The organism is Enterococcus ureilyticus (assembly GCF_001730315.1).
Lineage (GTDB): Bacteria > Bacillota > Bacilli > Lactobacillales > Enterococcaceae > Enterococcus_L > Enterococcus_L ureilyticus.
The window spans coordinates 83,076-105,792 of record NZ_MIKC01000038.1 but is presented as its reverse complement, the minus strand read 5'-3'; the positions used below and the strand labels follow the sequence as shown (position 1 = coordinate 105,792).

Sequence of the window (22,717 nt, the reverse complement as noted above, 5' to 3'; positions counted from 1 at the left end):
AATGAACAAAGAAGATTCTAGTATTGCAAAATGGTTGGTTACACTCAGCTATATTATTATGCTGGGTACAAATGCAGCGGCTGTTTTATTACCATTGAATGGCTTAACAACGCAAGAAGTATCAGACACATATCCGAACTTATTTGCACCAGCAGGATTAACCTTTGCAATTTGGTCAGTCATTTACTTATTCTTAGGTGCTTTTGTGGTGTATCAATGGTTAAAACCAGCTGCTGGCTCATTTTTTTCAGATCAAAAAAACCGTAAAACGTTAAGACTGACATTTATTCTTTCTTCCATATTAAATAGTCTTTGGCTATTTGCGTGGCAGTATCTTCAAATTGACTTGTCAGTTATCATTATGTTAGGACTTTTGGGTGTATTGATTTACATCAATCATTTATTGGCTAAAATGTCTTTCAAAGTAATTGGTTTTATTTGTGTAAGAGTGCCGTTTGGTATTTATTTTGGCTGGATCACCATTGCAACAATTGCAAATATCACAGCCTTTTTAGTTGATAAAGAAATACCGCTTTTTCAAAATAATCAAGTGTTGTGGACAGTCATTATTTTACTTGTCGGATTAGTCATTATTAGTACAACAATCCTTCGTAATCATAATATAGCTTATGGCTTAGCAACTCTGTGGGCTTATTATGGTATTTTGCTAAAACATCAGGCAGCAGATGGCTGGAATAGTAAATACCCAATGATCATCACAACAGTTATTATCAGTTTGGTGATCATAGTAGTTGTTTGTTTGTACGAAGTAGTGCAAGAAATAAAAAAACAAAAGAATGTTATCTGATATATGTTTCTGCTACTATTTCTGTTAAAATAGTGAAGAAATCAACTATAGGTGGCTAGGTAATGGAGAAAGAAACGAAAAATACGCGAACTAAGATTATTCAAGTAGCAACACGATTATTTATGGATAATGGGTATCAAAGTACTTCAACAAGACAAATTGCGCAATTAGCTGAGGTAACGCAACCCAATTTATATCATCATTTTAAAAATAAGGAAGAGGTATACGTGGGGGTTATTGAAGCGTTATTAAGTGATGTGAATAAAGAATTAGTGGAAATTGTTGGAAATCAGGCACTGGATACTATTAGTAAATTAACCGAATTTGCCGAGTGTTTAAAAACAAAACATCCCTTTGATTTTGACTTGATGATGCATGATTTTAAAACTAAATTAACGGAAGATACTCAACTTAAATTGTTTGTACTGTGGAACAAATCTTATAAAGCTCCGTTGTTACAACTGTTTGAAGAAAGTGATTTTTCGATCCGAAGAGGATTATCAACAGAAATGATAACAACACATTTTCTTAATACATTGTCTCCCTATATTAAAACAGAGCAACGCAATCATGCGTTGCCTATTGCTCAAGTTGTAGATTTTTTTATTTATGGCGTCTCATCAAAAAGTAACTAAAAGCAGAAACGATCACATATGCTATCAGTGATCGTTTCTGCTTTTAGTTTATCTATTTTGTTGTTTTCCAGCATTTCTGCCTTTTTTTGATGTATTTTTTTTCGTTGCGCCATTTTCAACTGTTTTTCTTTCTGTAGGTGTTACATCTTTACGAGGTGTAATCACTTGTTTCGGCGGATTTTGTTTTAATTCTTCCGCTACTTGGGCTTTAATTCTTGGCTTCAAGAATTGATTTGTGATCAATGTTTGGATACTACTGAAAATCCCGCCGACTACCCAATACAAAGTGACACCAGCTGGAGAACTGATTGACATGAAGACAATCATTAATGGAGATACAATCAACATTGATTTCATTGTTTTCTTTTGTTCTTCAGGAATGCCAATAGTCGAAAGATATCCTTGAATCAAATAAGCAACACCAGCTAAAACGACAAATATAATACTCGGTTGCCCAAGATTGACACCTAAAAAGGAAGCGTCACTAATTCCTTGAGTATAACGAGCTGCAAAGAATAAGGCAGAGAAAATTGGCATTTGAATTAATAATGGTAGACAGCCAATTCCGCCCATCATACTCATGTTGTTTTCTTTGTAAACTTGCTGCATTTCAGCCTGAGCTTGCATTTGTTCTTCACGAGTCGTTGCTTCTTTCACTTTTGCTTGGGCCGCATCAATTTGAGGTTTGATGGCTTGCATTTTTTCTGTTTGGATCATACTTTTCTTGGATTGATTCAATCCTAAAGGCATGATGATCAAGCGCACAATGATCGTGATAAAGATGATTGCCCAGCCATAATTCCAATCGAAATTATCAACGAGGTATGTAATCATATTACTCATTGGTTTTACTAAAAAATTATAGATGATTCCTTCACCTGTTGGCTGACCATCTGATCCTGTTTTTACACATCCAGATAAAAATAGAGCTAAAGTGAATAGACCGGAACCGAGAAGCCACTTATTTAATTTTCTCATTTTATTCTTTCCTTTTCTAAAAAATTTGCACAAGGTTAACTATACTTGAAAAAGCGTTTTTTTTCAATAAAAATCAGAAGAATCCGTCTCAAGACTGAGTACGATTCTTCTTCATCGACATCAATTTGTTACTTTGAAGCTAGTATAGTCTTCCATCATTGGGACTTCTTGAATGTCTACATAAGTCACTCGACCGGCTGGGCTTGGAGAATCTTTAATTTTTTGGATAAACGTAATCATAGAAGCATCTTCACCCATAGATTCGATAGAAACGGAACCATCTTCTTCATTGCATACAGTACCATAAATACCTAACTCATCCGCAACCATTTTAGTCATATAGCGAAAACCAACTCCTTGAACTCGTCCTTGCACATTCATGCGCACTTTTCTCATCGTTCGTACACCTCGCTTTTAATTAAATCAATGATAGCGATTTTTTGATCATCTGGCAAGTAAAACTAGTCATTGTTTGATGGTCAAAAGTCATGATATAATAGGCAAGTGAGGTGTAATAATGAAAGAAATTCTGTCTACTAAAAATACTATGGTGAAAGAACTCAAAAAATTAAAAATAAAAAAACATCGAGAAGCACAAAAGCGCTATCTAATTGAAGGATTTCATTTAGTTGAAGAAGCAGTCAAGGCGGACGCTGAGATTGAATGGATATTGTGTAGTCGGCGGGGGATAGAAGAATGGTCTGAGTGGGTTTCTACACATGAGGATGAACGCTTTTTACTTGTTACTGAGGAGATACTATCGTCACTTTCTGAAGTCCCAACACCACAGGGGATGATGGCGGTAGTAAAAATGCCTAATGTAGAAACGACATTAGGCTATTCTGGTCGCTGGTTGCTGTTGGATAATGTTCAAGATCCAGGCAATGTAGGAACGATGATTCGAACAGCAGACGCAGCTGGAATGACAGGTGTCATTTTAGGTGATGGGAGTGCTGATATTTATAATACAAAAGTGTTACGGGCCATGCAGGGAAGTAATTACCATCTACCAATTTTCCAGTTACCTCTTAAAACAATTGTGGATCAATTTAAGCAACATGACGTTCCAGTTTTTGGGACGGAACTGAATAAACGTGCAGTAAGCTACCAAACATTACCAAGCCAGAAACAGTATGCTTTGATCATGGGAAATGAAGGAAAAGGTGTTTCAGCAGAGCTATTAACAATGGTGGACCAATCGATTTACATTCCGATTATCGGAGAAGCTGAATCGTTAAATGTTGCGATTGCGGCAGGTATTTTAATGTATCATTTTTTACACAATAAAATTGAATAAAAATGTGATCGAAAGCCTTATAATACTGCAATCGGTAAAGAATAATCAGATCATCGCTGCTAGGTTATTATACTGAAACATGACTTAAATCAAATACGTTAAAGTTGAAAGAAACAATATGAAAAAAACATTGCTAATGTTATGGGTGTTGCCATCATTGTTAATTGTAACAGCTTGAAGGCAGCAAACAGCAACTAAGACAAGCGAAAACACTTCACACACATAAGAAAGTGCAAAAAAAGAAGCAAGTCACTCTGATTACGATGCGTATGAAGAATGGGAACAAGTTACAGAAAAAATGCAGTACCTAATTGATATTCCAGCATCAGTAGCACAAGACATGATTAATCAAGGAAACATCATTCTAGAGTACAATTCGTAAATCACAAAGGTAAAAAAATGACATAGTATCCAACTTACTGATTCTGGTACTGCTGTCATCAATCAGCGTACTTTGTTAATCAGGCCCAAGATGGGCGCATTGTTGTAATTGGTGTTTTTTTGAATAAAGTAAGGAAAATAAAGTTTTTAAGAAGTTTTAGATGACGTGAAAAATCAAACTGACGATGAAATCACTGATATTCAAACCATGTTTCCTGATAATAAAAGTTACTATTACTATAGATAGACTGCTAGTGGATTTTTAGAAATTGTCGGAACAATTTTAGTATTCTGCCCCTTTCTTTTTCGTTGCGCATCATAGCGAGTGTGAAAAAAATAACGGAATCAAAAAAAAGACTTTTTTATTGTTGAATTATTTCTTAGAGTAAGTTATACTAGTTAACGGTGTGAAAACACTAAATCCACATCCAGATTTGATTTGTAAGGCGGTGCTACTGTTAGTAGTTCCTTATAAAAACGAGAACTGGAGAGGGAACAAATAAAAACCAAATTGGAGGAAACAACCCATGGCAGTAATTTCTATGAAACAATTACTAGAAGCCGGCGTACACTTTGGACACCAAACTCGTCGCTGGAACCCAAAAATGAAGAAATACATCTTCACAGAAAGAAACGGAATCTACATCATTGACTTGCAAAAAACAGTTAAATTAGTAGATGCTGCTTACGATTACATGAAAAATGTTGCTGAAGACGGCGGCGTTGCATTATTCGTAGGAACTAAAAAGCAAGCACAAGAAGCGATCAAAGACGAAGCGATTCGTTCAGGTCAATATTTCGTAAACCACCGTTGGTTAGGTGGAACCTTAACAAACTGGGATACAATCCAAAAACGTATCAAACGTTTGAAAGATATCAATAAAATGGAAGAAGACGGAACTTTTGAAGTCCTTCCTAAAAAAGAAGTTGTTGGTTTAAACAAACAACGTGAACGTCTTGAAAAATTCTTAGGTGGTATCCAAGATATGCCTAGAATTCCAGATGTAATGTACATCGTTGACCCGCGTAAAGAACGCATTGCGGTTCAAGAAGCTCAAAAATTGAACATCCCAATCGTAGCGATGGTTGATACTAACTGTGATCCAGATGAAATCGATGTAGTAATTCCATCGAATGATGATGCAATTCGCGCGGTTAAATTGATCACTGCTAAAATGGCTGATGCTTTCATCGAAGGAAACCAAGGTGAAGATCAAGCTGTAGAAGAAATCTTTGTTGAAGAAGCTCCTGAAGCTGCAACTTCAATCGAAGAAATCGTTGATGTTGTTGAAGGCAGCAACGATTCAGCAGAATAATTTAAAATAACGGAGCTGTCTCGAAGGCTAGGCGAAAAAAGCCTGATTCTCCTTTGAGATAGCTTTTTTTAAACGGATTTTAGAATTTAAATCGTCTAGCTTCATGAGCTAGCCTTTCGGGAAAAAGACTGGACGAGCTCATTCAGCTTTCAAAACTTAGGAGGAACAAAAAATGGCAGATATTTCAGCAAAATTAGTAAAAGAACTACGCGACATGACTGGTGTCGGTATGATGGATGCAAAAAGAGCATTAGTAGAAGTAGAAGGTAACATGGAAGCAGCTGTTGATTACCTACGTGAAAAAGGTATGGCTAAAGCCGCTAAGAAAAATGACCGTGTAGCAGCTGAAGGTTTAGCAAACGTTGCTTCAAATGGTAACTTTGCAGCAATCGTTGAAGTAAACTCTGAAACTGACTTTGTTTCTAAAAACGAAATGTTCCAAGACTTAGTTAAAAAAATTGCAACTGAAATTGCGACGAACAAACCAGCGAACATGGAAGAAGCATTAGCGCTTAAAACAGATAAAGGAACTTTAGAAACTGAATTGATCGAAGCTACAACTGTTATTGGTGAAAAAATCAGTTTCCGTCGTTTCGAATTGGTTGAAAAAGATGATAATGCAGCATTTGGTGCTTATTTACACATGGGCGGACGTATTGCAGTATTGACTGTATTAGAAGGCACAACTGACGAAGAAGTTGCAAAAGACGTAGCAATGCACGTAGCTGCCATCAATCCTCGTTATGTAAACGAATCTCAAATTCCTCAAGAAGAATTAGAGCACGAAAAAGCGATTCTTTCTGAACAAGCACTAAACGAAGGCAAACCAGCGAATATCGTTGAAAAAATGGTTGTCGGACGTTTAAACAAATTCAAAGCTGAAATTTCATTAGTGGATCAACCATTCGTAAAAGATCCTGATATGACTGTTGAAAAATATGTTGCTTCTAAAGGTGCAACTGTTAAATCTTTTATCCGCTTTGAAGTTGGCGAAGGAATCGAAAAACGTGAAGATAACTTTGCTGATGAAGTAATGAGCCAAATTAAAAAATAAATCTGTTACTTGTGTAACAGTTGGGAACGCATTGAGATGCGCTCCCTTTTTTTAGGCAAAACAAAAGAAATAGACTGGCAGAATACCTAGAGTATGTTAAAATGTTCTTAGACAAATGGTGGAGGGAAAACAAAAATGGTAAAACCTAAATATCAACGTGTTGTATTAAAGTTAAGTGGCGAAGCTTTGGCCGGAGAAGAAGGGTTTGGAATTAAACCTCCAACAATCAAAGAGATTGTAGAAGAAATCAAAGAAGTTCATGAATTAGGAATTGAAATGGCAATCGTCGTTGGTGGTGGCAATATCTGGCGTGGACAAATCGGTGCTCAAATGGGTATGGAACGTGCACAAGCAGATTACATGGGAATGTTAGCAACTGTAATGAATGCTTTAGCACTACAAGATACATTGGAAAATTTAGGTGTTCCAACACGCGTTCAGACATCTATTGAAATGCGCCAAATCGCAGAACCTTATATTCGTCGTCGTGCAGAGCGTCATTTAGAAAAAGGACGTATTGTTATTTTTGCTGGTGGAACAGGTAATCCTTATTTTTCAACGGATACAACTGCAGCTTTGCGTGCAGCAGAAATCGATGCTGATGTAATCTTGATGGCTAAAAATAATGTTGATGGTGTTTACTCTGCCGATCCTAAACTAGATGCGAATGCTGTCAAATTTGAAGAATTAACGCATTTAGATGTTATCTCAAAAGGTCTACAAGTAATGGATTCAACTGCAAGTTCTCTTAGTATGGATAATGACATTCCATTAGTGGTATTCAATCTAAACGAAACAGGCAACATCCGCCGAGCATGTCTTGGTGAAAATATTGGAACAACCGTAAGGGGGAAATAAATAATGAGTGGAACTGTATTAGCAACAGCAAAAGAAAAGATGGGTAAAGCAGAACAAAGTTTACAACGTGAACTTGGTCAAATCCGTGCAGGACGTGCCAATGCTAGTTTGTTAGATCGGATTCAAGTAGATTACTATGGCGCACTTACACCAGTTAACCAATTAGCAGGAATCAACATTCCAGAAGCACGAGTTTTAATGATCACACCTTTTGATAAAAACTCACTTGAAGATATCGAGAAAGCAATCCAGGCTAGTGATATTGGTATCAGCCCTACGAATGACGGAACAGTGATTCGTTTAGTAATTCCGCAATTAACAGAAGAACGTCGCAAAGAATTAGCAAAAGACGTGAAAAAAGCTGCGGAAAATGCAAAGATTGCCGTTCGTAATATTCGTCGTGATGCGATTGATGAATTAAAAAAACAGCAAAAGAGCAATGATATCACAGAAGATGAGTTACGTAGTTTAGAAAAAGAAGCACAAAAATTAACAGATGATAGTGTTAAGAATATAGATACTATCACTTCTGAAAAAGAGAAAGAACTTTTAGAAGTTTAACAATAGGAATCCAAAAGAAGAAATCATACTTTAACGAGTAGGGGTTTCTTTTTTTATTTTATTAAAGAATTTTGTTATTTAAAATTAAAAAAATATAATTATAAAATTATAATCTATAGAAATTGTAAGGTTGAGTGAGATTAGAAAAAACATCTTGTTAAACCTTATGCGTTATGGAATAATGATACTAGCTATATTTTTCTTAAAGGGAGATGAGAAAGTGAATTTTATTAAACGTGCATTATGTAGTGTTACTAGAAAAAAGGGGAAATCACTGATTTTATTTGCAGTGATATTTGTGTTAGGTAATGTTATTGCAGGATCGATTGCGATCCAACAGTCAACACAAAATGTTGAAAAAAGTGTTAAGAAACAGCTTGGAGCCATGGCAACGGTTGAAATTGATTATGAAAACAATCAAGAAGAGATCATGAATGCTGGCAGTGAAATTGAACAACTAAAAGTTGATTTGATCAAGGAAATCGGTAAATCACCGTATGTAAAATATTTTGATTATAATGCAGCTGGCTGGGCCGAAACAAAGGATTTGAAAAGTGTTATTTCAGATTCAGAGGAATTCGGTGGGATGGAAGGCTTCTCATTAAAAGGATCAAATTATCCTAAAATTTCAGATGTTGAAGAAAAGAAAATTAAATTAGTGGATGGGAAAGTATTTACGCAAGAAGACATCGATAATGGCAAGAACGTCGGCTTGATTTCATCTAAAGTTGCCGATGAAAATGGGTTGTCGGTGGGGGATCAGATGGTTATAGATATGCGTGGAAATGATTATGGTGAAGAGGGCGGGACTAAAGAATTATTTAAATTAGATGTACCAATTCAAATTATTGGTATATTTGAACCGACCACAATTGAAATGAAAGATACTGATGAAAAAAAATCAGAAGATCAAACTATAAATCAGCAATTTATGTCGATGCAACAAATCAACACGATTTATTTACCCAATAAAACGGTCGTCGAATCAAATAAAAATTATCTTGAAAAAATGAAAAAAGTAGCTCCAGACAGCCACTATTTTGAAGGTTCAGACGAAGATAGTGGTGAATATTATACACCAATCTATGTATTGAAAAGCCCAGATGATGTAGAGGCTTTCAAACAAGAAACAGAACCACTTTTGCCAAAATTATATACAGTCAGAGCTTCAACGGATCAATATGAAAAAATTGGCGGAAGCATGAAAAAAATGTCGCAAATTTCAGGTTATGTTGTCATGATTGCTGTGATTGCAACCTTGCTTATTATTTCTCTTGTAGTTTTATTGTTTATGCGTGATCGTAAGCATGAATTAGGTATTTATCTGTCATTGGGGGATAAACGAAGTCATGTTATGGGTCAAATTATAATCGAAATGCTGATAATCAGTGGTATAGCGCTGATTCTGTCATTGATCACAGGTAATTTTTTAGGAAAACTAGTCTCAGAGTCTCTATTGAATAGCGATATCCTAAGCACTACGAATGATCAAGCAGGTATGCTTATGGGCTTGGAGAGTTTAAGTCCTACTGAGCTTACGGCAGATGACATCATGAATGCATATGAAGTGAAATTCTCAGTAGGCTATATCGTCACTTATTTAGTCGTTGGGTTAGGTACTGTATTATTTGCAGCCATTTTACCACTGTTGTATATTGTTCGCTTGAATCCAAAGAAAATTATGATGTAGGAGGTAAGATAAATGGCGATTTTAGAAACAAAAAATCTTAGCTATTTCTATCAAGATGGTGATCAACGTCGGTTCATTTTGAAAGATACTAATGTTTCATTTGAAAAAGGGAAATTTTACACTATTTTAGGGCAATCAGGGTCAGGAAAAACAACGTTTCTTTCTTTGATCAGTGCTTTAGATACACCAAAAGAAGGGCAAGTTTTACTGGAAGGCAAAGATATCAAAACGATTGGTTATGAAAAGTATCGTCGTGACGATATCAGTATTATTTTTCAGAGTTACAATTTAGTGCCTTACTTGACGGCTTTAGAAAATGTGTTGGTCGCAATGTCAATTACGGATAATGAATTGCCACCTAACCAAAGAGAAGTAGCCTATAATCTTCTAGATTATATTGGTATTACAAGTGAGAAAGCAGATCGACTTGTCAATCAGCTTTCTGGTGGAGAGCAACAACGTGTAGCGATTGCTCGTGCCTTAGCGACTAATGTAGACATTATTTTAGCAGATGAACCAACAGGTAATCTAGATGAAGGGATGGAACAAGAAATTGTCGACATCTTTCAAAATCTTGCCAAGGTTCATAATAAATGTGTTATTGTAGTAACTCACTCAAATGATATTGCAGACCAGTCTGATGAAACCTATTACCTAAAAAAAGGTGTGTTAAAAAAGTATGAGTGATTTCTTATCAAATTTCAGCGGTGAAAACTATGAAAAAACCCGCCAAGAAAAAAATGAACAACAAAGCAAGACTGATCATCAAAGCATAAAAAAGAAACTAAAATTTGACAAGAATTCAATAAATAAAGAATCTCCCGTAGTAGAGAAAAATGAGCCTTCTGCAGAATTAGTATGGGGGCCTAAAAACAGTCCAGATAATATGTCTGAAAAAGTTAGTCAGAACGAATCGATGACTGAAAAAAAACACCCAGAAGACCTAATTTATACCAAAAAACGCGTAAAAAAGAAAAAAAATGAACAAAAAAGAACATCCGAAAAAAAGTCTGTACCAGTAGCTATTGTTTCTGAAAACCAGACTAAGAATCCAAATGAAGTGATTGAAACGGATCCAACCTATCAACAAAAGAAGATTAGAAAGTATAGTTTAATCGCTCTAGGAAGTATCTTAACAATAGCACTATTATACTTTGCTTATTTTCAAATGAGCCATGTTAAAGTACCAAATTTTGAAGGAAAAGAATTATCAGAGGTTCGTGAATGGACAGCAGATAATGGCGTGAAGCTTAAGGTGGATCAAAAATACGATTTTGATAAAGAAGCAAATGTGATTATTCATCAAACGGTGAAAAACAAAAAAATCAAAAAAGGGCACGAATTAGTTGTTGATGCGAGCTTGGGTGCAGATCCTGAAGAAGCTATTTCACTACCAGATTTCAAATCAATGAAACTTAAAGAGGCAAAAAAATGGATCAATGAACAAAAAGCGGATAATCTGGCTATCATTGAAGAATATAATGATAAACTAGCAGCTGAGGATTATATCAAGTTTGAAATTACAAACAAAGATGTAAAAGCTGAAAACTACAAACGCAAAGATAAAGCAAAAGTTTATTACTCTAAAGGAAAAGAAGTTTTCGAAAAAGATATTGCAATGCCTGATTTTGTAGGTAAAACAAAAGAAGAAACAACGGAATGGGCCAAAAAGAATGAAATCACGCTAAAAGTAAATGAATCTGATTCAGATAACATTGAAAATGGAAAGATTATTTCACAGAGTATCGGAAAAGATACGAAAGTTGCCAAAAGGGATTCTATGGCCGTTACGGTTTCAACGGGCAAGGCTTTAATAGTCCCAGATTTTTCTCAATATACAGCAGAAGAAGCTGAAAGCAAAGCAAATGGCTTGCAAGTCCAAGTGAAACAATTCTTTAGCGATGAAATACCATATGGACGTTTCATCAGCCAATCAGTAGAAATTGGCAAAAAATATACTGAAAAAGACGAAAAACCGGTGATTCAGGTTAGTTATTCGATTGGAAAACCTTATATTAAAGACTTGCGTGATAATACATTGGAAGGTGATCTTCAAAAGATTTTCTATGATGAGTATCAGTCTAAAGGAGCGAATATCACGTATCAAGTTTATTATGTTGATTCTACAGTAACCAAAGGAACGGTGGTTAAAATGAGTCAATATAATGAGTTTATCCCAATTAATTCTGTTGTTCAAATTGGGATTAGTAAAGGGAATTTGAAACCAGAAGAAAATAAATCAGCCGATAAAGCAGCGGAGTGATGAACTTTTGTACTTTATTGGATTAGGATGACAAGGGACTAGACTAGGACATGACTCATGGAGTTATGTCCTAGTCTTTTCTTTTTTCAGCGTTTTAGAGTATTTGGCACAGAAAATGAGTATTAAAACACCTCGGTTTTGGTTAGATTACAACAAATCAGCAAAAAAATTATTAAATAATGTCGAAATCTTTTCATTTGCATAGGCATTTCTGAAAGATATTGCTATAATAGTCTAGATAGATTTTTGGAATGGAGGGAAAAATATGTTACGTTTTTTTCCACAAAAGAATAAATACATACAAGAAGAGAGTTCTTTTACTTTTAATAGTGAAGGACCAATACCGAAGCATGTTGCAGTGATTATGGATGGGAATGGACGCTGGGCACAAAATCGTCGATTGCCAAGAATTGCTGGACATAAAGAAGGAATGAACACTGTTAAGAAAATAACGAAGCATGCCAGTAAATTAGGAATCAAAGTCTTGACTTTATATGCTTTTTCAACCGAAAATTGGAAAAGGCCAACAGATGAAGTGAGTTTTTTAATGCAATTACCTGTTGACTTCTTTGATACCTTTGTGCCAGAGTTGATCAAAGAAAACGTTAAAGTACATGTGATGGGCTATCAGGAATTTTTACCTGAACATACCCAAGATGCGGTGAAGCGTGCAATTGCACAAACTAAGAATAATACTGGGATGGTTTTAAACTTTGCCTTAAACTATGGATCAAGAGCTGAGATCATCACTGCTGTAAAAGAGATTGCTCAAAAAACGGCGGCAGCTGAACTTTCGCCTGAAGACATCACGGAAGCAATAATTGCCGAGCATTTAATGACAGGATTTTTACCGGAAAATCTAAGAGATCCTGAATTATTGATTCGGACTAGTGGTGAAGAGCGAATCAGCAATTTTTTGCTATGGCAAATCGCGTATAGTGAATTGTTTTTCACGGAAGCACTTTGGCCGGATTTTAGTGATGAATTATTAGAAAATGCTTTAGCGTCGTTTCAAAATAGAAATCGCCGTTTCGGCGGCTTAAAAGAAACTAAGGAGGAAGAAAAATGAGACAGCGCATTATTACAGCCGCCGTAGCATTAGTCGTTTTTATACCAATCATCTGGTACGGAGGTTTTGTGATCGAGTTAGCAGCAGCTCTTTTAGCTGTTGTGGGAGTATATGAACTATTTAGAATGAAAGGATTAGAAATCGCTAGTTTTGAGGGAGTGCTGTCTGCGTTAGGTGCAGTATTTTTAGTTTTGCCAAAAGATCATTGGTTTTTCTTCTTACCAGACAAAGCTGATAATTTTATTCTATTTTACCTGACCGTTATGATCTTATTAGGTGGCTTAGTTGCCTCAAAAAATATGTATACCATCTCTCAAGCTGGTTTTCCAGTGATTACAAGTTTGTATGTAGGCGTTGGCTTTCAAAATTTTGTGAGTGCTAGACAAACTGGTTTAGTCGTCTTGCTTTATGCGTTGTTTGTTGTCTGGTCAACAGATATTGGTGCTTATTTTATTGGAAAACGTTTTGGAAAAAGAAAACTATGGCCAGAGGTTTCACCAAACAAAACAATAGAGGGTTCATTAGGTGGGATTTTATGTGCAGTGGTTGTAGCGTTTTTATTTTTAAGCTTAACACCAAACAAAGAATTGTTTACGTATAATTTACCAATTATGTTACTCATTACAGTGGTCTTTTCAATTGTGGGCCAATTTGGAGACTTAGTGGAATCATCGATTAAACGACACTACGATGTCAAAGATTCCGGTACTATTTTGCCAGGACATGGGGGCATATTAGATCGTTTTGACAGCTTACTTTTTGTTTTTCCAATCATGCATTTATTCGGACTATTTTAATTTCTAGACAAGAAGGGAAGGTGGAAAACTCTGAATGTTCAGGGTTTTTCTTTTTACTATGAAGAAAATTGCATTATTAGGTGCTACGGGTTCCATCGGTACAAATACTGTGGAGGTTGTTACAGCATATCCAGAGTTATTTCAGATAACATCACTAACTTTTCATTCTAATGAAGAAAAAGGCACAGTGTTGATTGAGCAATTGAATCCAAAATTTGTTGGTGTGGGTTCGCAAAAACTTAAAGCAGAACTATCAAAACGTTTTCCAACAGTAGAATTTGGAGTTGGCGAATCAGGTTTGATAAAAGCTGCAACGCTTGAAGAGGTTGACGTTGTATTGACAGCTATATCAGGTAGCGTGGGTTTAGCGCCAACGATGAAAGCAATCGAGTCAGGCAAAGATATTGCTTTAGCTAATAAAGAAACGCTCGTTATGGCAGGTCAATGGGTCATGGAAGCTGCTGCAAAAAATAACGTTAAGGTATTACCCGTGGACAGTGAACATTCAGCTATTTTTCAATGTTTAGAAGGTCAAAAAGTTGAGAACTTGCGCGAATTAGTCATTACAGCATCTGGAGGTAGCTTTAGAGACTTAACACGAGATGAGTTAAAAACAGTCACCTTGGAACAAGCTTTGCAACATCCAAACTGGTCAATGGGCAAAAAAATCACGATCGATTCTTCGACAATGATGAACAAAGGGTTAGAAGTTATTGAAGCCCATTGGTTATTTGGTACAGATTATGATAAAATAAAAGTTGTTTTACATAAGGAAAGTATTGTACATTCAATGATCGTCTTAGAGGACGGTGCATATTTGGCTCAACTTGGACCTAGCGACATGCGAGAACCGATTCAATTTGCATTGACGTATCCTGATCGTTTACCAATCAAAAATGAAAAAATGTTTGATTTAACGCAGATCGCTCAATTAAATTTTGAACCGATGGATTTTGACCGTTTTCCAATGTTGGCATTAGCTTATGTTGTGGGTAAAAAAGGCGGCGCGTATCCGACTGTTTATAATGCAGCTAATGAAATTGCTGCAACAGCTTTTATAGATGGAAAAATTTCCTATCTCAAAATTGAACAATTCGTTCAAAAAGCAGTCGATCATTACCAAGAAACTACTGAAATCACTTTAGCAGAAGTGATCGCAATCGATAAACAAACAAGAACTATCGTAGAAAGATGGATAAAGGAAGAAGGTCGGTTATGAAAACAATTATTACTTTTATTATTGTCTTTGGAATTCTTGTCTTAGTGCATGAATTTGGACATTTTTTCTTCGCAAAACGCTCAGGAATTTTAGTACGGGAGTTTGCAATCGGTATGGGACCAAAGATTTTTGCTCATCAAGGAAAAGATGGCACGGCATATACAATTCGGATCTTACCAATTGGTGGTTATGTACGCATGGCTGGTATGGGTGAAGATGAAACAGAGTTAGCTCCCGGAATGACTCTTTCTGTTGAATTGAATGAACAGGAAGAAGTTGTAAAAATCAATACAAGCAAAAAGGTTCAATTGACAAACAGTATTCCAATGGAAATGTTGGAGGCGGATTTGGAGAAAGAACTCTTTATTAAAGGCTACATCAATGGTGATGAGTTACAAGAAATGACTTACCAAGTAAATCACGATGCAACGATCATTGAACAAGATGGAACGGAGGTTAGAATTGCACCAATCGATGTTCAGTTTCAATCTGCAAAACTTTGGCAACGAATGCTGACCAATTTTGCAGGTCCGATGAATAACTTTATCCTTGCTTTAGTATTATTCACAGTTTATGTCTTTATGCAAGGTGGTGTAACGTATACAAATACGAATTTGATTGGTGGAACTCAACCAGGTAGCCCTGCAGAAAAAGCTAGTTTAAAAGCAGATGATAGAATTATTTCAATTGATGGAAAAGCTGTTTCTGATTGGAATGATTTTACCAAAATCATTAAAGAGAGTCCGAACAAAGAATTGAGTTTAATGGTTGATTCAGATGGTAAAACGAGAGAAGTTGATATCACACCAGAAAGTCAAAAATCTGAAAATAAAGAAATTGGTGTGATCGGAATCTTACCGCCTAAAAAAACTGGATTGGCAGATAAACTGATCGGTGGGATTCAAACAACATTAAGCAGCTCTATGCAAATTTTTAAAGCACTAAAATCATTGTTTACTGGATTTAGTTTAGATAAATTGGGTGGTCCAGTGATGATGTTCCAAATGTCTGCTGAAGCATCAAAAGCAGGATTAAATACCGTTATTTGGTTGATGGCAATGTTATCAGTCAATCTTGGGATCATTAATTTATTACCAATTCCTGCGTTAGATGGCGGTAAAATTTTATTAAATATTTTTGAAGGACTTAGAGGGAAACCTTTGAGTCAAGAAAAAGAAGGTGTACTGACACTGATTGGTTTTGGGTTCATCATGTTATTAATGGTGTTAGTCACTTGGAATGATATTCAACGTTTTTTCTTTTAATTAATTTGATTTCATAACGAATCATTCGAGGAGTTCTAATTATTCGTTTAAACAAAGGAGAGTTCTAATGAAACAGTCAAAAATGTTAATCCCAACTTTACGTGAGGTGCCTAATGATGCTGAAGTCTTAAGTCATCAGATGTTGCTGAGAGCAGGGTATATTCGTCAAGTCTCAGCTGGAATCTACTCATATTTACCATTAGCGAATCGGGTACTTGAAAAACTGAAAAAAATCATGCGTGAAGAATTCGATAAAATCGATGCCATCGAAATGTTGATGCCAGCATTACTACCAGCAGAATTATGGAAAGAATCTGGACGTTACGAAACATATGGACCGAATCTTTATCGCTTGAAAGACCGCAATGAACGTGATTATATTCTTGGACCAACACATGAAGAGACTTTTACCGAATTGATACGGGACGAAATCAATTCATATAAGCGTTTACCATTAAATCTATACCAAATCCAAACAAAATACCGTGATGAAAAACGTCCGCGTTTTGGTTTGTTAAGAGGCCGAGAATTTATTATGAAAGATGGCTACTCTTTCCATGCTGATGAAGAAAGTCTAGATCAATCTTATCGTGATTATGAAAAAGCTTATTCTGCTATTTTTGAACGTTGCGGATTAGATTTTAGAGCGATCATTGGTGATGGCGGTGCCATGGGAGGAAAAGATTCTAAAGAGTTTATGGCAATTTCTGATATCGGGGAAGATACGATTTGTTTCTCAACAGATGGCGATTATGCAGCAAATCTAGAGATGGCAACTAGCCTATATACACCTAAAAAGTCACATGAAACTCAATTAGATATTGAAAAAGTAGCTACTCCAAATGTTGGATCAATTGAACAAGTTGCGACCTTCTTCAATGTTGAGCCACAGCGTATCATCAAATCTGTTTTATTTATGGCGGACGAGCAACCTGTAGTGGTTTTAGTTCGTGGAGATCATGAAGTAAATGATGTTAAATTGAAAAATTTCTTAGGCGTTGACTTTTTAGAAGAAGCAACTGACATAGATGCTCGTACCTATTTAGGTGCCGATTTTGGTTCCGTTGGTCCAGTTGAATTGTCTGAAGAGGTAAGATTATTTGCAGACTTCCATGTCCAAGATTTAGCAAATGCAATTACTGGAGCCAATGAAACAGGATTCCATCTAACTAATGTTAATCCAGGACGTGATTTTACACCAATTAGCTACGAAGATTTACGCTTTGTTCAAGAAGGCGATCCTTCTCCAGATGGTAATGGTGTATTAGAATTTACTAAAGGCATTGAGATCGGTCATATCTTTAAGCTTGGCACTCGCTATAGTGAAGCGATGGGGGCAACTGTCTTAGATGAAAATGGTAGAGAAAAGCATGTGATCATGGGATGCTATGGAATCGGGGTTAGTCGTTTACTTTCAGCGATCGTTGAACAAAATATTGATGAAAATGGCATCAATTGGCCAGCGGGTATTTCTCCATTTGATTTACATGTCGTTCAAATGAACATAAAAGACGAATACCAAACAAAACTTGCACAAGAAGTTGAAGAAGTAATGTCAGTGGCGGGTTATGAGGTATTGGTTGATGACCGTAACGAGCGGGCTGGTGTTAAATTTGCTGATGCTGATTTGATCGGTTGTCCAATTCGGATCACGGTCGGTAAAAAAGCGGTTGATGGTATTGTAGAAGTAAAAATCAAACGAACTGGAGAAATGGTTGAGGTTCGTAAAGAAGAACTGGAAAGCACATTATCTATCTTGCTGAATGCTGATAAAGAATAAATTGGAGACGTCTACGAAAGAGATCATCGATCGGTTTTCGTAGATGTTTTCTCTTAGCAAGCCAACAAATATTATAGACGTATTATAACTAATAGTAATTTTGTTTACATTGTATTTCAGATAAAAAAATAGTATACTTAAATGTGGCGAGGCACTTGGCAGAAATGTCTAAGGGCCTCTTTCTTATCAAATGATTAAACTATAGACAGTTATATAAGGATTCGGACTGAGAATAGTGAGCGATTCTTCAGTTGTGGTGTGGCTAATCGTCAAGAGAAAAAATCTGATCGTATCAGAAAACATTATGTTTACAGTTAGCGTGTTTCTATTGGATAAAGTCCGCTGCACTTTTAATTTAAGGAGGTTCATTTAGTGGCAGAAAAAGCACAAGAGTTATTTGCAAAGTTGATTGATCAAATTCAATTAAATGAACAAGAGCGGCAACATCCGCTTATTCAGCAAGGGAGAATTGACAAAGTAGTTGTCCATCAACAAAGCCGCTTATGGGAATTTCATCTTGGATTTTCTGAAATTTTACCTGTGATGCTTTATCAGTCATTTATACAGCAATTAGAACTTGCTTTTCAGCAAATCGCAGGTGTCACTGTAAAGATTTCAGCAGATAAAAATGAATTTACAGCTGAACAATTAACTGATTATTGGCAGTTAGCATTATTAAATAGTCAATGTGACACACCATTGGTACAACGCGTGATAAAAACGCAAACGCCAATCATAGAAGATAAAAAAATCATTTTACCTGTCGATAACGAAGCAGTGATTCCTTATTTGAAACAACAATATTTACCAATTATTGAAGAACTATATAGCCATTACGGTTTTCATAAATTTCATATTGAACCTAAAATGGATGAACAACAAGCTAAACGAGTATTGGCACTATTTGAAGAACGCAAACAAGAGCAAGATGCTGCTTTTCAGCAACAAGCCGCTGAATCTCTTGTGAAACATGAACAAAAGAAAAAACAACAGCAACAACAAGGGCCAGCACTTGAAGGTCCAATCCGTTTAGGTCGAAATATTCCAAATGATGAACCGATCATGCCGATGGGCAACATTCTGGAAGAAGAACGCCGAGTGACGATCGAAGGTTTTGTCTTTGATGTAGAAGTTCGTGAGTTACGTTCTAAACGGAAAATTTTGATTTTGAAAATTACCGATTATACATCATCATTTATCGTCAAAAAATTCTCAAATGGTGAAAAAGATGAGCAAGTTTTTGATGCTATTCAAAAAAATAGTTGGATTCGAGTTCGCGGAAGTATTCAAGAAGATACGTTCATGCGGGATCTAGTAATGAACTGTCAGGATTTAATGGAAGTAAAACATGCGCCTCGTAAAGATTATGCACCAGAAGGCGATAAGCGTGTGGAACTACATTTGCATAGTAATATGAGTACAATGGATGCTACAAATAACGTTGCTGACTATGTTGCCCAAGCAGGGAAGTGGGGACATAAAGCAATTGCTATTACAGATCATGGTGGGGCTCAAGGGTTTCCCGATGCTCATAGCGCTGGTAAAAAAGCAGGCGTCAAAATTTTGTACGGTGTTGAAGCCAATGTAGTAGATGACGGTGTGCCAATCGCTTATAATGAAGCCCACATTGAATTGAGCGAAGCAACTTATGTAGTATTTGACGTGGAGACCACTGGCTTATCAGCTGTTTATGATACGATCATTGAGCTTGCGGCAGTTAAAATGCATAAAGGGAATATCATTGATACATTTGAACAATTTATCGATCCAGGACACCCATTATCGCAAACGACGATTAATTTAACTGGGATCACTGACGAAATGGTGCGGGGCTCAAAATCAGAAGAAGAAGTTTTACGCTTATTTAGAGAATTCTCGAAAGATACCATACTTGTAGCCCACAATGCCTCCTTTGATATGGGATTTTTAAATACTAGTTATGGAAAATATAATATCCCAGAAGCCGAAAATCCAGTCATTGATACATTGGAATTGTCCCGATACCTAAACCCAACATTTAAAAGTCACCGACTTAATACGTTATCTAAAAAATTCGGTGTCAATTTAGAACAACATCACCGAGCAATCTACGATTCAGAATCGACAGGGCATTTATGTTGGATTTTCTTAAAAGATGCTAAAGAAAATCATAATATGAACTATCATGATGAGCTAAATATGCATATTGGAGAAGGCGATTCATATAAACGAGCAAGACCGTTCCATGCAACTATCTTAGCAACTACTCAAGCTGGTTTAAAGAACCTCTTCAAGTTGATTTCAATGTCTAATATAAATTATTTTTTCAGAATTCCTCGTATCCCGCGTTCACAGTTAAGTAAGTTGCGAGAAGGATTGATTATCGGTTCTGCTTGTTCAAATGGTGAAATTTTTGAGGCAATGATGCAAAAAGGCGTTGAAGAAGCAAAAAATCGAGCAAAATTTTATGATTATATAGAAGTTATGCCAAAAGAAGTTTATGCACCTTTACTTGAACAAGAGTTAGTGAAAAGTGAAGCAGATCTAGAAGAAATCATCACCAATTTAGTTAAAATCGGAGATGAGTTAGAAAAACCTGTTGTAGCGACTGGCAATGTTCATTATCTAAACGAAGAAGATAGTATTTACCGCAAAATTTTAGTGGGTTCGATGGGTGGCGCTAATCCATTGAATCGTCATAGTTTACCTGCTGTTCATTTTAGAACAACCGATGAAATGCTGACGGCTTTCCAATTTTTAGGAGAAGAAACAGCACATCGACTAGTTGTTGAAAATCCCAATGCGATTGCAGATATGTGTGAGGAAATCACGCCAGTTAAAGATGACTTATACACGCCGAAAATTCCTGGTTCAGAAGATGAAATCAGAAATTTGAGTTATACTCGTGCGAAAGAATTGTACGGTGATCCATTGCCTGATATCGTTGAGAAGCGTTTGAAAAAAGAACTCGATAGTATTATCGGAAATGGTTTTTCGGTTATCTATTTGATTTCACAAAAATTGGTGCATAAAAGCATGGAAGACGGTTACTTAGTTGGCTCACGCGGCTCTGTAGGTTCAAGTTTTGTTGCAACTATGACTGGAATTACGGAAGTTAATCCTTTGGCGCCGCATTATCATTGTATCAACTGTAAGCATTCTGAATTTTTCGATGATGGATCTTATGGTTCTGGCTTTGATATGCCCGAGAAAAATTGTCCAAATTGTGGTCAGCGATTGTTTAAGGACGGACATGACATTCCATTTGAAACCTTTTTAGGATTCCACGGGGATAAAGTGCCCGATATCGATTTGAACTTTTCGGGTGATTACCAAGCGGAAGCACATAATTATACGAAAGTTTTGTTCGGTGAAGAATATGTTTATCGTGCTGGGACGATCGGGACCGTTGCAGATAAAACGGCCTATGGGTACGTAAAAGGCTATGAACGAGATCACAATCTACATTTTAGAGGAGCTGAGATCGATCGTTTAGCAAAAGGCTCGACTGGAGTGAAACGAACGACCGGACAACATCCTGGAGGAATAATTGTTATTCCTGATTACATGGATGTTTACGATTTTACACCGATCCAATACCCTGCTGATGATCAAAATTCAGAATGGAAAACGACCCATTTTGATTTCCATTCAATTCATGACAATATTTTGAAACTGGATATTCTAGGTCACGATGACCCTACTGTGATTCGGATGCTACAAGATTTATCTGGGATCGATCCTAAAACGATTCCAACAGATGATCCTGAGATGATGCGTATTTTTGCAGGACCAGAAGTATTGGGTGTCACACCAGAACAAATCTATTCCAAAACAGGAACGCTGGGTATTCCAGAATTCGGAACGCGATTTGTACGAGGTATGTTGGAAGAAACACACCCGTCTACATTTGCTGAATTACTACAGATATCTGGATTATCACATGGGACCGATGTTTGGTTAGGCAATGCGGAAGAACTGATTCGCAGAGGAGAAGCAACTCTGGCAGAAGTAATCGGTTGTCGAGATGATATCATGGTTTATTTGATTCATGCTGGTTTAGATAGTGGTATGGCTTTTAAAATCATGGAAACTGTACGTAAAGGACTTTGGAATAAAATTCCTGATGAGCTTAGGGACGAATATTTAACCGCTATGAAAGAGAACAATGTGCCAGATTGGTATATTGATTCTTGTTCGAAAATCAAATACATGTTTCCAAAAGCCCATGCAGCGGCATATGTTTTAATGGCTTTACGCGTTGCATACTTTAAAGTTTATTTCCCGATTCTTTATTACTGTGCTTACTTTTCAGTTCGTGCCGATGATTTTGATTTGGTTGCGATGTCACAAGGAAAAGAAGCTGTAAAAGCTCGAATGAAAGAGATTCAAGATAAGGGGCTCGAAGCTTCGACAAAAGAAAAAAATCTTTTGACTGTGTTAGAACTTGCCAATGAAATGATCGAACGCGGCTTTAAATTTGGTATGATCGATTTGTATAAATCAGATGCTGAAAACTTTGTAATTGATGGTGATACATTGATTGCGCCTTTTAGAGCCGTACCAAGTTTAGGTCTTAACGTGGCTAAATCAATTGTTGAGGCAAGAAACGAGCCGTTCTTATCTAAAGAAGACCTTGCAAGTAGAGGTAAAGTATCGAAAACCTTGATCGAGTATATGACTGAAAATGGTGTGTTAAAAGATTTACCAGATGAAAATCAATTATCATTATTTGATATGTTATAAAATTGAAGTTCGCCAAATAGA

18 protein-coding genes are annotated in these 22,717 nt (G+C 36.3%); 16 read left to right on the top strand and 2 right to left on the bottom strand.

Going from position 1 to position 22,717, the window contains the following annotated elements:
* The first annotated feature begins 1 nt into the window (after position 1).
* Positions 2 to 808 (top strand): TspO/MBR family protein, encoded by an 807-nt coding sequence (locus tag BCR24_RS12005; RefSeq protein ID WP_069640762.1) that lies wholly within the window; start codon positions 2 to 4, stop codon positions 806 to 808.
* Between the two features lie 62 nt (positions 809 to 870).
* A complete protein-coding gene (locus tag BCR24_RS12000; RefSeq protein ID WP_069640761.1) occupies positions 871 to 1,443 on the top strand; it encodes a TetR/AcrR family transcriptional regulator in 573 nt (190 codons plus the stop codon).
* Between the two features lie 48 nt (positions 1,444 to 1,491).
* On the opposite strand, the gene yidC is transcribed toward BCR24_RS12000, so the two are convergent.
* Both yidC and BCR24_RS11990 read right to left on the bottom strand, forming a co-directional pair.
* Positions 1,492 to 2,421: a membrane protein insertase YidC gene (gene yidC, locus BCR24_RS11995; RefSeq protein ID WP_069640760.1), complete on the bottom strand. Its 930-nt coding sequence runs from the start codon at positions 2,419 to 2,421 to the stop codon at positions 1,492 to 1,494.
* Positions 2,422 to 2,541: 120 nt separating this feature from the next.
* Positions 2,542 to 2,817, bottom strand: coding sequence for an acylphosphatase (locus tag BCR24_RS11990; RefSeq protein ID WP_069640759.1), 276 nt, complete (start codon positions 2,815 to 2,817; stop codon positions 2,542 to 2,544).
* Between the two features lie 121 nt (positions 2,818 to 2,938).
* Between BCR24_RS11990 and BCR24_RS11985 the strand changes: the two genes are divergently transcribed.
* The 14 genes from BCR24_RS11985 to BCR24_RS11920 all read left to right on the top strand — a co-directional run bounded on the left by BCR24_RS11985 (position 2,939) and on the right by BCR24_RS11920 (position 22,696).
* Positions 2,939 to 3,718, top strand: a complete 780-nt coding sequence (locus tag BCR24_RS11985) for a TrmH family RNA methyltransferase (RefSeq protein WP_069640758.1) — start codon at positions 2,939 to 2,941, stop codon at positions 3,716 to 3,718.
* Positions 3,719 to 4,626: 908 nt separating this feature from the next.
* Positions 4,627 to 5,415: a 30S ribosomal protein S2 gene (rpsB, locus tag BCR24_RS11980; protein WP_069640757.1), complete on the top strand. Its 789-nt coding sequence runs from the start codon at positions 4,627 to 4,629 to the stop codon at positions 5,413 to 5,415.
* A gap of 172 nt (positions 5,416 to 5,587) precedes the next feature.
* Positions 5,588 to 6,469 carry a translation elongation factor Ts gene (gene tsf, locus BCR24_RS11975; protein ID WP_069640756.1) on the top strand — a complete coding sequence of 294 codons (882 nt, stop codon included), beginning with the start codon at positions 5,588 to 5,590 and terminating at the stop codon, positions 6,467 to 6,469.
* Between the two features lie 135 nt (positions 6,470 to 6,604).
* Entirely contained in the window at positions 6,605 to 7,327 is a 723-nt protein-coding gene (gene pyrH / locus BCR24_RS11970; protein ID WP_010761216.1) for a UMP kinase, read from the top strand.
* 3 nt (positions 7,328 to 7,330) lie between these two features.
* A complete protein-coding gene (gene frr / locus BCR24_RS11965) occupies positions 7,331 to 7,888 on the top strand; it encodes a ribosome recycling factor (protein WP_069640755.1) in 558 nt (185 codons plus the stop codon).
* Positions 7,889 to 8,108: 220 nt separating this feature from the next.
* Positions 8,109 to 9,578 (top strand): ABC transporter permease, encoded by a 1,470-nt coding sequence (locus tag BCR24_RS11960; protein ID WP_069640754.1) that lies wholly within the window; start codon positions 8,109 to 8,111, stop codon positions 9,576 to 9,578.
* 12 nt (positions 9,579 to 9,590) lie between these two features.
* On the top strand, positions 9,591 to 10,265 hold the full coding sequence (locus BCR24_RS11955) for an ABC transporter ATP-binding protein (protein WP_069640753.1): 675 nt from the start codon (positions 9,591 to 9,593) through the stop codon (positions 10,263 to 10,265).
* Positions 10,258 to 11,841 (top strand): PASTA domain-containing protein, encoded by a 1,584-nt coding sequence (locus BCR24_RS11950; RefSeq protein ID WP_069640752.1) that lies wholly within the window; start codon positions 10,258 to 10,260, stop codon positions 11,839 to 11,841. The genes BCR24_RS11955 and BCR24_RS11950 overlap by 8 nt, the downstream gene beginning before the upstream one ends.
* 265 nt (positions 11,842 to 12,106) lie before the next feature.
* A complete protein-coding gene (locus tag BCR24_RS11945; protein ID WP_069640751.1) occupies positions 12,107 to 12,910 on the top strand; it encodes an undecaprenyl pyrophosphate synthase in 804 nt (267 codons plus the stop codon).
* Entirely contained in the window at positions 12,907 to 13,707 is an 801-nt protein-coding gene (locus BCR24_RS11940; RefSeq protein WP_069640750.1) for a phosphatidate cytidylyltransferase, read from the top strand. The genes BCR24_RS11945 and BCR24_RS11940 overlap by 4 nt, the downstream gene beginning before the upstream one ends.
* Before the next feature lie 58 nt (positions 13,708 to 13,765).
* On the top strand, positions 13,766 to 14,926 hold the full coding sequence (locus tag BCR24_RS11935; RefSeq protein ID WP_069640877.1) for a 1-deoxy-D-xylulose-5-phosphate reductoisomerase: 1,161 nt from the start codon (positions 13,766 to 13,768) through the stop codon (positions 14,924 to 14,926).
* Positions 14,923 to 16,191: an RIP metalloprotease RseP gene (gene rseP, locus BCR24_RS11930; protein ID WP_069640749.1), complete on the top strand. Its 1,269-nt coding sequence runs from the start codon at positions 14,923 to 14,925 to the stop codon at positions 16,189 to 16,191. The genes BCR24_RS11935 and rseP overlap by 4 nt, the downstream gene beginning before the upstream one ends.
* Positions 16,192 to 16,258: 67 nt before the next feature.
* The gene (locus tag BCR24_RS11925; RefSeq protein WP_069640748.1) at positions 16,259 to 17,971 is read left to right on the top strand and encodes a proline--tRNA ligase; all 1,713 of its coding nucleotides are present in this window, start codon (positions 16,259 to 16,261) and stop codon (positions 17,969 to 17,971) included.
* 372 nt (positions 17,972 to 18,343) lie between these two features.
* Positions 18,344 to 22,696, top strand: a complete 4,353-nt coding sequence (locus tag BCR24_RS11920; RefSeq protein ID WP_069640747.1) for a PolC-type DNA polymerase III — start codon at positions 18,344 to 18,346, stop codon at positions 22,694 to 22,696.
* Positions 22,697 to 22,717 lie beyond the last annotated feature (21 nt).